This window comes from Amycolatopsis sp. NPDC051716 (assembly GCF_040681595.1).
GTDB lineage: Bacteria > Actinomycetota > Actinomycetes > Mycobacteriales > Pseudonocardiaceae > Amycolatopsis.
Window position 1 is genome coordinate 18,874 of the sequence record NZ_JBFAZA010000019.1, and the last position, 13,576, is coordinate 32,449.

The window sequence follows — 13,576 nt, forward strand, 5'->3', positions numbered from 1 at the left end:
GCCCGAAGTTAGAGTGACTGTCGGCAGCCGAGCGCGGTTGCCGAACGAAATTCGGTACGGATGCGGAGGGCCCGGTGCTGGACGAACTTGATTCGGCGATCGTGCGGCTGTTGCAGGAAGACGCGCGCCAGACCAACCGGGACATCGCCCGGAAGGTCGGCATCGCGCCCTCGACGTGCCTCGAACGCATCCGGCTGCTGCGCGAACGCGGCGTCATCCGCGGCTACCACGCCGACGTCGACCTGGCGAGCCTCAACCGCGGCGTCCGGGCGCTCGTCACGGCGCAGGTGCGGCCGCTGAGCCGGGCGGTGATCGACTCCTTCCAGCGGTCGATCGCCGAACTCCCGGAGGTGCTCTCGGTGTACGTCACGGCGGGAAACGACGATTTCCTGATCGAAGTGACCACTCCGGACATCGACGCGCTGCACGCATTCCTGACCGACCGGCTGGCCCTGCGCCGCGAGATCGTCGGGTTCCGGACGTCGATCGTTTTCCGGCACCTGCGGAAGACGACGCTTGAACCCCTTCCCTAGGGGTATCCGGGGGCTACCCCTGCCCGGCACGACACGCCACCCCTAGGGAAACACCCGGAATACCCGGGTTCGCACGCTAAAAGGCGGAAACTGTCGGTGGCAGGGCGTCTAATGAGTACAACGGGAAGGAGGCGCCGCCATGATCACCGCATTGAACCATCGTGAGCGGGCCACGTTGAGAGCCGTGGCCGGGGGCCACGCCGAGATCAGCTGCAGCTGCGAGCCCGACCTCTTCATCGACGGCCTGAGCTGCTGCGACCAGACCACCGTGCACCGGCTCGCGCGGCTCGGCCTGATCGCACCCGCACGACCCGGCAAGTGCGGCGAGCGCGTGCCCGCGCTGCTCACCGAGGCCGGCTCCGAGGCGCTGGGCGAGGTCTTCGCCGCCGCCGCGTAAACACGTTGCCACACACTGGGGTCACTGACAGCATCACCCGATGCAGGTATTCCTCGAAACCGAGCGGCTGATCCTCCGCCGGTTCACCGAGAACGACGCCGATGCGCTCTTCGAGCTCTACGACGACCCGGCCGTGATGAAGTACCTCAATGGGGGACGGCCGGCGGACCGCACCGAGATCGTCACCCTGGATCTCCCCGCCTTCCTCGGCTACTACGAGCGTTTTCCCGGTTACGGGTTCTGGGCGGCGATCGAAAAGAGCACCGGCGACTTCCTGGGGTGGTTCCATTTCCGTCCCCGCCCGGACGACCCGCCGGACGAGCCCGAGCTCGGCTACCGGCTGCACCGGAGGGCGTGGGGCAAGGGCTACGGCACCGAAGGCTCCGCGGCCCTGCTCGCCAAGGGATTCACCGAACTGGGGGTCACCCGGGTGACCGCGTCCACCATGGTGGTGAACGAGCGCTCGCGGCGCGTGATGGAAAAACTGGGGATGACGCTCGTCCGGACCTACTTCGAGGAGTTTCCCGAGCACGAACGCGCCCCGGGCAGCGAGCAAGGTGACGTGGAGTACGCGATCACCCGTGAAGCGTGGCTCGCGAGCGCCGCGTCCGGCGCTCACGAGCCACCGGATCAGCGGTAGACCTCGAACTCGTAGATCCGCGCCGCGCCGTTGCCGTCGTTGGCCGGCGTGGTCAAGTTGAGCTTCACGTACCGCGCCGATCGGGTGGTGATCGGGTGGTAAGTGCGGCTCGCCCGGGACCCGGTCACGGACGCGACCGTCGTCCACGTCGAGCCGTCGGTCGACGTCTGGATCGTGAAGGCGCCGGTGTTCCAGCTCGTGGTCTCGCCGCCGAGGCCGGCGTGCTTGACCACGAACGAGGACACGTTCTGCGCCGACCCGAGGTCGACCTGCAGGTACTTCGTCGCGGCGGTGCTGCAGAACTTGCTGTTGTTCGCCAGGCTGCCGTCGACCGCGTTGGCCGCGCCCTCGGCCGAGTTGCACGTCGCCGAGCCCGTGGCCGCCTTGCCCAGCGCCAGGTTCGTGCCCAGCTCCGGGGCGGCGGGCGGCGGCGTGAACCCGTCGTTGTACGACGGCGGCACGTCCGACACGTTCGTGCCCCAAGCGCTCGGCGACGAGCCCATCGTGTAGCTCAGCGTGCCCGCGCCCGCGATGTCGCCGTAGCGGATCCACGACTTCGTCGTCGAGACGCCGTTGACGCTCACGCTCTGCACGTACTGGGCGCCCTGGCCCGCGCCGCTGCCGGTGATCTGGATCGTCCCGGACGGCCGGATGATCGACGCCGACGGGAACAGCGGGCCGTGCAGGGCCAGGACGTCGGCGCCGGGCGTCGCCGGGTACATCCCCAGCGCGGCGAAGACGTACCACGCCGAGGTGGCGCCGAGGTCGTCGTTGCCGGGCAGGCCGCCCGCACCGGTGGTGAACGACTCGTTCATCACGCGCCGCACCGCGGAGCTGGTGCCCTGCGGGTGCGCGGCGTAGTTGTACGCCCACGGCACGCCGTGCTCGGGCTCGTTGCCGATGTAGAAGTACGGCTGGGTGAGGCCACCGTTGAGCTGGGTGAAGTGGTGATCCAGCCGCTGCACGGCGGTCTGGCGGCCACCCATCAGGTTGATCACGCCCTGGTAGTTGTAGGGCACCATCCAGGTGTACTGCGAGGGGTTGCCCTCGGTGTAGCCGCCGTTGCTCGACGGCACGACCGGCCACGCCCAGTTCCCGTCACTGCCCCGCGGCTGGATGTAGCCGGAATCGGGACCGAACACGTTCTGCCACCACTGGGCCCGCTGCATGTAGGTGTTGTACTTCGTCGTGTCGCCGACCGCCTTCGCGAACTGCGCCACCGCGAAGTCGGACGCCGAGTACTCGAGCGAGTCGGACGGGTCTTCGTAGACGTAGTGCCGGCTGAGGTAGCCGCTTTCCCGGCCGCGGATCGCCTGCCCCTGCGTGGCACCGCCGCTGGCGCTCTTGTCCATCAGCGTCAACGCCGCCGCGGTGTCGAAGCCGCGGACCCCGAAGGCGTACATGCTGCCGACGATGATCGGCCCGGGGTCACCGGTCATCACGAAGTGCTCGTTGCTGTTGTGCGACCACTTGGGCAGCAACCCGCCCTGCTGGCCGTCCAGCACCATCGACTTCGCGATGTCGCTCGCTTCGTTCGGCGCGAGCAGCCCGATCAGCGCGGCCCACGAGCGGTAGATGTCCCAGCCGGAGTAGTTCTGGTAGACGGTGTGGGACGCCGTGTGCACCGCCTGGTCGAACCCGCGGTACTGGCCGTTGGTGTCGCTGGCGATGTTCGGGTTCTGGAAGACGTGGTACAGCGCCGTGTAGAACTTCTGCAGGTCCGCGGCGGCGCCCCCGGTCACCTGGACGCGGTTGAGGATGTTGTTCCAGCTTGTGTCAGCCGCGGCCCGGACCCCGGCGAAGTCGAAGCCGGGGTTCTCGGCGGCGAGGTTCGCCTGCGCGTTGGCCAGGCTGACGAACGAAATGCCGACCTTCGCCTGCACGGTGGTGTTGCTCGAGGTGTCGAAGGTGACGTACCCACCGGAGTTCGTGCCGCTGGTGCTCGCCGAACCGGCGTTCACGGTGCCGCCGAGCCAGGTGCCGAACCCGCTGGGCGCGCGGTCGAACTGGATGACGTAGAAGATCTGGTACGTCTTCGACGAGCCGCAGAACCCACCGCCGGTCACCGAACCGGTGACCTGGCTGCCGTTGATGCTGATCGACCCGCTGCGGCTGCCGGTGGCGCTGCGGCTCGTGTTCACGAGCAGCCGCGCGGACGTCGTGCCGGGGTAGGTCAGCTTCATGAAGCCGGAGCGCTGGGTGGCGGACAGCTCGACGGTCGTGTTGTAGGTGTCGAGCTTGTTCTTGTAGTAGCCGGGCGCGGCCGACTCGTTCGCCTTGGTGTAGTGGCCCGCGTACCCGGTCCAGCCGGTGCCCGGCGAGGTGCCGATCGCGCCGGTGATCGGCAGCAGGCCGAGGTCTTCGTTGTTGGCGCAGCCGGCGCCGTTGAAGTGGGTGAGGCTGAATTCCTCGATGCTGCTGTCGCCGTAGCGGTAGCCGGACGGGGACGCGGTCGGGGTGTCCGGGCTGAACTGCACCATGCCGAACGGCACGACCGCACCCGGGTAGGTGCTGCCGCCGGCGCCACCGGGCACCGGGTTGGGCGAGTTGCTGTTGTCGGTGCCGATGAAGGGGTTCACGTACTGCGTGAGGGCGAGCGTCGCGGCGCCGGCGGCCGGGGCGACGAGCCCCGCTCCCACGAACACCGCGGCGAGCGCGGCCGCGCACACCCGTTTGGCCAGTGGTCTGGACATGGCCCTTCCTCTCCTTGTCGCACCTTTTCCGCTGGGCGACAACGTTGTCGGGCAAGCAGAACGAGCGGTGACAACGTTGTCAGCTTGGCTTGTGCCGCGCCGACAACGTCCAGGGGATCGAAGTGGTACCGGAACTCGGTGGCACGACATGGTGCCACGGCGGGACCGGCCGGCGGAAGCACCGAAAGTTCGTTGTGCGCCAACCGGTTCCGCGACCGGACCACCGACCGGACCACTCGGCGCCGGTGGACCACCCGGCAACCCGAACCCCGGCGGCAGCGTCGCGAATGACTCATTCGGGACGTCGTAGGTCCCGAATGAGTCATTCGCGACCTCGGCGCCCGGAGGTCACCCAGTGGTCGCCGAGTGGGGTCGCGGCCGCTTCGCCGTTCGTCAGGTCCGCCAGCCAGCTCGCGAACGCGTCGGCCTCACCCGGCGCCAGACCGACCTCGAAGCGGGCGCGCTCGTCGAAGCGGGTCGCGTGGAGGAGGTACGGCGACGCGCGCAGGTCGTTCTCCAGCCGGCCCGCGCGGTCATAGCTCACCGCCACTTCGACGAGCCTGAGACGCCGGTGTTCTAGTACACCAACAACTTCCAGAGCGTCCGAAACGGACTGACCGTACGCGCGGATCAAACCGCCCGCGCCGAGCAGCACCCCGCCGAAGTACCGCGTCACCACCGCGACCGTGTCGGTCAGTTCGCGCCGGCGCAGCACTTCCAGCATCGGCGTGCCCGCGGTACCGGCCGGCTCACCGTCATCGCTGGACCGCTGCGTCCGCCCGTCCGGGCCGAGGACGAAGGCGTGACAGTGGTGCCGTGCACCCGGATCCGCGCGGCGGCGGGCCGCGATGAACTCGCGCGCGGCCGCTTCCGACGTCACCGGAGCGAGCGCGCCGAGGAACCGGGAGCGCTTGATCTCGATCTCGTGGACGCCTTCACGAGCCACGGAGAGATAACGATCAGTCATCGGCCAAGTCCGCCATGCACCCAGCTTGCCACCCCGGACCAGGGGTCCGACAGCCGCCTCGGACCACTTCGGACGGACATTTCCGCAGGTCAACGGCATTATCGCTCGCTCTGCGGGAGAGCCGGCCCGGCATATGGGACTACCCCTGGTGCCGTCAACGCAAGCGTGGCATTTCCCACCCGGGCGCAACGACGTATGTCGATAACAGCGAATTCACACTATCGTCATAAGACCCGGCGAACCCGGGAGTAACACCGCGCGCTCCGGACGGCCCCCACCACAGTGGCCGGCCTGTGCGCGCTCGCAGCACCCGACATGTTCGGCTGCCCAGTGTTGTGCGGCCTCCCAGATGATCGCGTCCGGTTTCCGAGCATCGATGCTCGGCCGGTGCCGCGCGGCATCTTGCACTTCGACCACGCCGACAACAGCAACTGTTCTCGACTGACCATCGCGGTCCCGGACCACTTCGTTAACCGGTTCAGCTCGAACCACTCGATGGAGTGAGTACCGGTCGCGCCAACGCCTTGGGAGGCGGCCAGCCGTGACCCACCGTGCCAGTTCCCTGCCCCCGTCCGGGGAGCAGCTCAGCAACGCCGAGGCCGCGGGCCTCTACCGGAGCGACTACGAACACGACGCCTGCGGTGTCGCCTTCGTCGCCGACCTGACCGGGCGCCGAGATCATGCGATCGTCGCCAAGGCTTTGGTTGCGTTGCGCAATCTGGAACACCGCGGGGCTCGTGGCGCCGAACCGGACACCGGCGACGGCGCCGGGCTCCTGATCCAGATCCCGGACGAGTTCTACCGCGAGGTCGTGGACTTCGAGCTCCCCGAGCCGGGCACCTACGCCGTCGGCACGGCTTTCCTGCCGCAGGACGAAAAGCGCCGCGGGCGGGCCATGACGACCATCGAGCGCATCGCCGCCGAGGAGGACATGCGCGTCCTCGGCTGGCGCGAGCTGCCGGTGCACACCGAGCACTGCGGGCCGACCGCGGCCGAGACCATGCCGCACTTCACGCAGCTGTTCCTCGCCGCGCGCCGCCCGAAGCCGGAGCACGCGGACCCGCTGCACATCGAGCGCAGCGCCTTCTGCGTCCGCAAGCGCGCCGAGCACGAACTCGTCGAGGACGACGTCTACTTCCCGTCGCTGTCGTCGCGGACGATCGTCTACAAAGGAATGCTCACCGAGCCCCAGGTCGAGCGGTTCTTCGCCGATCTGACCGACGAACGCGTCACCAGCGCCATCGGGCTCGTGCACTCCCGCTTCTCCACCAACACGTTCCCGTCGTGGCCGCTGGCCCACCCGTACCGGTACGTGGCGCACAACGGCGAGATCAACACCCTGCGCGGCAACCGCAACTGGATGGACGCCCGCGAGGCGCTGCTGGAGACCGACCTGATCCCGGGCGACCTCAAGCGCGTCTACCCGGTGATCACCCGCGGCGCCAGCGACTCGGCGAGCTTCGACGAGGTCCTGGAGCTGCTGCACCTCGGCGGCCGCTCGCTGCCCCACGCCGTCCTGATGATGATCCCGGAGGCCTGGGAGAACCACCAGGAGATGGACCCGGCGCGGCGCGCGTTCTACGAGTTCCACTCGACGCTGATGGAGCCGTGGGACGGCCCGGCGCTCGTCGCCTTCACCGACGGGTCCCAGATCGGGGCGGTGCTCGACCGCAACGGCCTGCGCCCCGGCCGGTACTGGGTGACCGACGACGGCCTCGTCGTGCTCGCCTCCGAGGTCGGCGTGCTCGACATCGACCCGGCGACGATCGTCCGGAAGGGACGCCTCGAGCCCGGCCGGATGTTCCTCGTGGACACCGCCGAAGGCCGGATCATCGAGGATGAAGAGGTCAAGACCGAACTGGCCACCGCGCACCCGTACGACGAGTGGGTCGAGGCCGGCCTCCTGCAGCTGGAAGACCTGCCGGAGCGCGACCGCGAGGTCCCGCTGCACGCCGCGCTCGTCCGCCGCCAGCAGGCGTTCGGCTACACCGAGGAAGAGCTCGAAGCCATCCTCGAGCCGATGGCCCGCACCGGCGCGGAGCCGATCGGCTCGATGGGCAACGACTCGCCGATCGCGACGCTCTCGAGCCGCCCGCGGCTGATCTTCGACTACTTCATCCAGCTGTTCGCCCAGGTGACGAACCCGCCGCTGGACGCCATCCGCGAGGAGCTCGTCACCGCCCTCGGCACGCAGATCGGCGCCGAGCCGAACCTCCTGGTCGGCGACGCCGCGAGCTGCCGGCGGATCGCGCTGCCGTTCCCGGTGCTCGACAACGACCAGCTCGCCAAGCTGGTGCACGTCAACGACGACGGCACGCTTCCGGAGTTCCAGGCGGTCACCGTGCTCGGCCGGTACAACGTGCACGGCGGCGGCGAGGCGCTGATCAAGCGGCTCGACGAGATCCGCGCCGAGGTTTCCGAGGCGATCGAGGACGGCGCCCGGCTGATCGTGCTGTCCGACCGCGGCGTCGACGAGCACCACGCGCCGATCCCCTCGCTGCTGCTGACCGGCGCGGTGCACCACCACCTCGTCCGCGAGAAGACGCGCACGCAGGTCGGCCTCATCGTCGAGGCCGGCGACGCGCGCGAGGTGCACCACATCGCGCTGCTCATCGGTTACGGCGTCGCCGCGGTGAACCCGTACCTGGCGATGGCGACCGTCGAGGAGATGGCCCACCAGGGCCTGATCCCCGGGGTGACGCCGAAGCAGGCGACGCAGAACCTGATCAAGGCGCTCGGCAAGGGCGTCCGCAAGACGATGTCGAAGATGGGCGTTTCGACGGTCGCGTCCTACACCGGCGCACAGATCTTCGAGGCGATCGGGCTCGGCGAAGAGGTCATCGACAACTGCTTCACCGGCACGACGTCCCGCCTCGGCGGGGTCGGCTTCGAGACGCTCGCCGACGAGGTCGCGAAGCGGCACAAGTACGCCTTCCCGGCCGACGGCGTCCGGGCCGCCCACCGCGAGCTCGAAACGGGCGCGGACTACCAGTGGCGCCGCGAAGGCGAGCCGCACCTGTTCAACCCGCAGACGGTGTTCAAGCTCCAGCACTCCACGCGGGCCGGGAAGTACGAGGTCTTCAAGGAGTACACGAAGGCCGTCGACGACCAGGCCGAGAAGCTGCTGACGCTGCGCGGGCTGTTCGACTTCAAGTACGGCAAGCGGACGCCGGTGCCGATCGACGAGGTCGAGCCGGTTTCGGAGATCGTCAAGCGGTTCGCCACCGGCGCGATCTCCTACGGCTCGATCTCCATGGAGATGCACCAGACCCTCGCCATCGCGATGAACCGCCTCGGCGGGAAGTCCAACACCGGTGAAGGCGGCGAGGACGCGGAGCGGCTGTACGACCCCGAGCGGCGCAGTGCCGTGAAGCAGGTCGCGTCCGGCCGGTTCGGCGTCACGAGCGAGTACCTCGTCAACGCCGACGACATCCAGATCAAGATGGCGCAGGGCGCGAAGCCCGGCGAGGGCGGGCAGCTGCCCGGCGCGAAGGTGTACCCGTGGATCGCGAAGACGCGGTTCTCGACGCCGGGCGTGGGGCTGATCTCCCCGCCGCCGCACCACGACATCTACTCGATCGAGGACCTGGCGCAGCTGATCCACGACCTCAAGAACGCCAACCCGGACGCGCGCATCCACGTGAAGCTCGTGTCCGAGGTCGGCGTCGGCACGGTTGCGGCCGGCGTGTCCAAGGCCCACGCCGACGTCGTGCTCATCTCGGGCCACGACGGCGGGACGGGCGCTTCGCCGCTGTCGTCCATCAAGCACGCGGGCGGCCCGTGGGAGCTCGGCCTGGCCGAGACGCAGCAGACGCTGCTGGCCAACCGGCTGCGCGACCGGATCGTCGTGCAGACCGACGGCCAGCTCAAGACCGGCCGCGACGTCATCATCGCGGCGCTGCTCGGCGCCGAGGAGTTCGGCTTCGCGACCGCGCCGCTGGTGGTGTCGGGCTGCATCATGATGCGCGTCTGCCACCTCGACACCTGCCCGGTGGGCGTCGCGACGCAGAACCCGAAGCTGCGCGAGAAGTTCAGCGGCAAGGCCGAGTACGTCGTCAACTTCTTCGAGTTCATCGCCCAGGAGGTCCGCGAGTACCTGGCGGAGCTGGGTTTCCGGTCCATCGCCGAGGCCGTCGGGCACGCCGAGTTCCTCGACAAGCGCAAGGCCATCGACCACTGGAAGGCGGCCGGGCTCGACCTGTCGCCGATCTTCCACGTGCCCGAGATGGCCCCGGCCGGGCTGCGCCTGCAGCAGAGGAAGCAGGACCACGGCCTCGAGAAGGCGCTGGACAACACGCTGATCCAGCTGGCCGAAGGCGCGCTGAACTCCGGCGACAAGGTGCGGCTGGAACTGCCGGTGCGCAACGTGAACCGGACCGTCGGCACCATGCTCGGCTCGGAACTGACCAAGCGGTGGGGCGGCGAAGGGCTGCCGGACGACACCATCGACGTCACCTTCACCGGCACCGCCGGCCAGTCGTTCGGCGCGTTCGTGCCGAAGGGCATCACGCTGCGGCTCTACGGCGACGGCAACGACTACGTCGGCAAGGGCCTCTCCGGCGGCCGGCTGATCGTGCGGCCCCCGCGGGACGCGCAGTACGTGGCCGAGGAGCAGATCATCGCCGGCAACGTCATCGCCTACGGCGCGACCAGCGGTGAGATCTTCATCCGCGGCAAGGTCGGCGAGCGGTTCTGCGTCCGCAACTCGGGTGCGCTGGCCGTCGTCGAAGGCGTCGGCGACCACGGCGGCGAGTACATGACCGGCGGCCGGATGGTCGTGCTCGGCCCGATCGGGCGCAACTTCGCGGCCGGCATGTCCGGCGGTATCGCCTACGTGCTGGACCTGCCCGCGCACCGCGTCAACCCGGAGATGGTCGACCTCGACCCGCTCGACTCCGAGGACGCGGACTTCCTGCGGGAAACGCTGGAAAAGCACTACAACGAAACGGAATCCGCGGTCGCGCGGGAACTGCTGGCCGACTGGGACGCGGGCGTCGACCGCTTCGGGAAGGTCATGCCGAAGGACTACAAGCGCGTGCTCGCCGCCCAGGTGCAGGCCGAGCGCGACGGGCGCGACGTGAACGAGGCGATCATGGAGGCCGCACATGGCTGACCCCAAGGGCTTTCTGACCACCACCCGCGAAGAGCCGAAGCGCCGCCCGGTCGACCTGCGGCTGATGGACTGGCGAGAGGTCTACGAAGACTTCGCCACGACGAAGCTGCAGAAGCAGGCCGGCCGGTGTATGGACTGCGGCATCCCGTTCTGCCACCAGGGCTGCCCGCTCGGGAACCTCATCCCGGAGTGGAACACGCTGACCTGGCGCGAGGACTGGCAGCAGGCCATCGAACGGCTGCACGCGACGAACAACTTCCCGGAGTTCACCGGGACGTTGTGCCCCGCCCCGTGCGAAACCGCGTGCGTGCTCGGGATCAACGACGACCCGGTGACGATCAAGCGGGTCGAGATCTCGATCATCGACCGGGCCTTCGACGAAGGCTGGGTGCAGCCTCAGCTGCCGGTGGCCCTCACGGGCAAGAAGGTCGCGGTCGTCGGGTCCGGCCCGTCGGGTCTCGCCGCGGCGCAGCAGCTGACGCGCGCGGGCCACAGCGTCGTGGTCCTCGAGCGGGCCGACAAGATCGGCGGGCTGCTGCGCTACGGCATCCCCGAGTTCAAGATGGAGAAGTCCCGCCTCGACCGGCGGCTCGACCAGATGCGCGCCGAGGGGACGGAGTTCCGGGCGTCGGTGAACGTCGGCGTGGACATTTCCGCTGCCGAGCTGACTTCGTCTTACGACGCCGTGGTGCTGGCCGGTGGCGCGACCGACTGGCGTGACCTGCCGATCCCCGGCCGGGACCTGGCCGGCATCCACCAGGCCATGGAGTTCCTCCCGCCGGCCAACCGGGTTGCTTCGGGGGACCTCGAGTCGTCTCCCTTCGACGCCGCGGGCTTGGACGTCGTGGTCATCGGCGGCGGAGACACGGGCGCGGACTGCGTCGGGACGTCGCACCGCCAGGGCGCGCGTTCGGTGACGCAGCTGGAAATCATGCCCAAGCCGCCCGAGGCGCGTTCGGACGCGCACCCGTGGCCGACGTACCCGATGATCTACCGGGTGTCCTCGGCGCACGAAGAAGGCGGCGAGCGGCTCTACGCGGTGAACACGCAGGAGTTCCTGGGTGACGCCGACGGCCGCGTGCGCGCGCTGAAGCTGGTCGAGGTCCGCAACGAGGGCGGCAAGTTCGTCCCGGTGCCCGGCTCGGAACGCGAGCTGCCGGCACAGCTGGTCCTGCTCGCGATGGGCTTCCTCGGGCCGCAGAAGAAGGGCCTCATCGAGGACCTCGGCGTCGAACTGGACGCGCGCGGCAACGTCGCCCGCGACAAGGCGTTCAAGACGAGTCTGGACAACGTGTTCGTGGCCGGCGACATGGGCCGCGGCCAGTCCCTGATCGTGTGGGCGATCGCGGAGGGGCGCAGCGCCGCGGCCGGTGTCGACGCGTACCTGACCGGCCGTGACGTCCTGCCCCGCCCGATCGCGCCGACGGACCGGCCGATCGCGTAGGACCCGGCGCCGGCGGAGGCGTCATCGTCGCCACCTCCGCCGGCGCTGTACCACCGCTCAGTCGTAGTACCCCTGCTCGAGGTCGTCCAGCAGCCCCGGCCGCGTGGGCCGCCAGCCGAGCAGCTCCCGGGTCGTGTTCGCGGACGCCGGCTGGTCGAACGCCAGGATCCCGCCGAGGAAGCCGAGCTCTTCGGCGGTCACGGACTTGACCGGCAGGCCGAGGCGGCGGCCGACCACCTCGGCGACGTCGCGGATCCGCACGCCCTCGTCGCCGACCGCGTGCAGCACGGCGCCCGCCGGGGCCTGCTCGAGCGCGAGCCGGAACAAGTGCGCGGCGTCCAGGACGTGGACCGCGGGCCAGCGCTGCGTCCCGTCGCCGACGTACGCGGCGATGCCCTTCTCGCGCCCGAGGGCGACCAGGCGGGCGATGAGGCCGTGGGCGTCGCCTTCGCCGTGCACCGAACGCGGCAGGCGGACGAGGGACGGGCGGATGCCGCGTTCCGCCGTCGCCAGGACGGCCCTGGCGACGTCCCCGCGGCCGGCCACCGGACCCGCGAAGACCGAATCGTCCTGTTCGGTCGAGGGGCGGCCGGGCACCATCGGCGTCCCCGAAGCGGCGACGAAGGGCTTGCCGGCCAGCACCGCGCTCATGGCGCCGACCGCGGCCGCGTCGGTCCGGATCGCAGCGTCCATCCGGCTGAAGTCGTGGCCGAAGGCGAGGTGGACGACGCCGTCGGCGCTTTCCGCGCCCTTTTCCAGGACGTCGAGGTCGGTGAGGTCGCCGCGAAGGACGTCGGCGCCCATCGCGGCGACGGTCTCGGCCGCCTCGCCCGATCTCGCGAGCCCGACGACTTCGTGGCCCGAGCCGAGCAGTTCGGGCACGAGGGCCCGGCCGATCCAGCCGGACGCGCCGGTGACGAACACACGCATGAGGTTTCTCCCTTATTGATGACACCCGGTGCCATCACCATAGCACCGTAATGACACCGGGTGTCATCGCCTAGGCTGGGGCCATGAGCCGCTGGGAGCCGAACACCCGCGAGCGCCTGCTCGACGCCGCGCTCGACCTGTTCGGCGAGCGCGGGTACGACAGCGTCACGGTCGCCGAGATCACGGAGCGGGCCGGACTGACGAAGCGGACCTTCTTCCGCCACTTCAGCGACAAGCGCGAAGTGCTCTTCGCCGGCCAGGAGCTGCTGAGCCGGATCTTCGCCGAGGCGATCGCGGCGGCCCCGGCCCCGGCGACCCCGATGGAGGCGATCGCGGCGGCCCTGGAGGCGGCCACGACCCCGTTCGGGCCGCAGCGCCGGGAGCGGGCGCGCCAGGTCCAGGCGGTGGTCGCCGGCCACCGCGACCTGCACGAGCGCGAACTGCTGAAGCTCGCGACGTTGCGCGCCGCGATGGCCGACGCCCTGCGCGCACGGGGAGTCCCGGACCCGACGGCCCGCCTCGCCGCCGAAATCGGCGGCCTGGCGTTCTCGACCGGCTTCGCCCGCTGGGTCGCGCCGGGCAACGAACGGGAGTTCGCCGAACTGGTCCGCGAGGCCTTGGCCGAGCTGCTGGCGGCGACCACCACACTCGGCTGACCCGGCGGGCCACGATCCCGCTTTCCGCCGGGTTTCCCGTCCCTTGTGGACGCCCACGAGGCCGCGGCACCGATCCGGCGGCCAGGCCATTTGTTTCCTCCCCGAAACTATTTCGCGCTCAACTTAATCTTTCGTGTGAAACCGGAAATCGGGTGGCACCGCCCGCCTCCGGCACTGCACTCTGTATTCAGGGGACCCGGTCG

Annotated in this window: 9 protein-coding genes; 6 read left to right on the forward strand and 3 right to left on the reverse strand. The window is 69.7% G+C overall.

Annotation, left to right across the window (positions count from 1 at the left end; all coding sequences use genetic code 11):
• Positions 1-77: 77 nt before the first annotated feature.
• The 3 genes from AB0M30_RS25585 (at position 78) to AB0M30_RS25595 (ending at position 1,570) form a co-directional block, all read left to right on the forward strand.
• Positions 78-533 (forward strand): Lrp/AsnC family transcriptional regulator, encoded by a 456-nt coding sequence (locus AB0M30_RS25585; protein WP_103337692.1) that lies wholly within the window; start codon positions 78-80, stop codon positions 531-533.
• 139 nt (positions 534-672) lie between these two features.
• The gene (locus tag AB0M30_RS25590) at positions 673-930 is read left to right on the forward strand and encodes a hypothetical protein (protein ID WP_364588127.1); all 258 of its coding nucleotides are present in this window, start codon (positions 673-675) and stop codon (positions 928-930) included.
• A 40-nt stretch (positions 931-970) separates the two neighbouring features.
• Positions 971-1,570 (forward strand): GNAT family N-acetyltransferase, encoded by a 600-nt coding sequence (locus AB0M30_RS25595; protein ID WP_364588130.1) that lies wholly within the window; start codon positions 971-973, stop codon positions 1,568-1,570.
• On the opposite strand, the gene AB0M30_RS25600 is transcribed toward AB0M30_RS25595, so the two are convergent.
• Together AB0M30_RS25600 and AB0M30_RS25605 are read right to left on the reverse strand one after the other, a co-directional pair.
• A complete protein-coding gene (locus tag AB0M30_RS25600; RefSeq protein ID WP_364588133.1) occupies positions 1,561-4,263 on the reverse strand; it encodes a GH92 family glycosyl hydrolase in 2,703 nt (900 codons plus the stop codon). The genes AB0M30_RS25595 and AB0M30_RS25600 overlap by 10 nt on opposite strands.
• 322 nt (positions 4,264-4,585) lie before the next feature.
• Complete coding sequence (locus tag AB0M30_RS25605) at positions 4,586-5,230, reverse strand: YigZ family protein (protein ID WP_364588136.1); 645 nt, start codon at positions 5,228-5,230, stop codon at positions 4,586-4,588.
• Between the two features lie 562 nt (positions 5,231-5,792).
• Here AB0M30_RS25605 and gltB point away from each other — a divergent pair.
• Positions 5,793-10,343 (forward strand): glutamate synthase large subunit, encoded by a 4,551-nt coding sequence (gltB, locus tag AB0M30_RS25610; RefSeq protein ID WP_364588507.1) that lies wholly within the window; start codon positions 5,793-5,795, stop codon positions 10,341-10,343.
• Positions 10,336-11,787, forward strand: a complete 1,452-nt coding sequence (locus AB0M30_RS25615) for a glutamate synthase subunit beta (RefSeq protein WP_364588139.1) — start codon at positions 10,336-10,338, stop codon at positions 11,785-11,787. The genes gltB and AB0M30_RS25615 overlap by 8 nt, the downstream gene beginning before the upstream one ends.
• Positions 11,788-11,844: 57 nt before the next feature.
• On the opposite strand, the gene AB0M30_RS25620 is transcribed toward AB0M30_RS25615, so the two are convergent.
• Entirely contained in the window at positions 11,845-12,717 is an 873-nt protein-coding gene (locus AB0M30_RS25620) for an SDR family oxidoreductase (RefSeq protein WP_364588142.1), read from the reverse strand.
• 83 nt (positions 12,718-12,800) lie between these two features.
• On the opposite strand from AB0M30_RS25620, the gene AB0M30_RS25625 reads away from it, so the two are divergent.
• Positions 12,801-13,373, forward strand: coding sequence for a helix-turn-helix domain-containing protein (locus tag AB0M30_RS25625; RefSeq protein WP_364588145.1), 573 nt, complete (start codon positions 12,801-12,803; stop codon positions 13,371-13,373).
• Positions 13,374-13,576 lie beyond the last annotated feature (203 nt).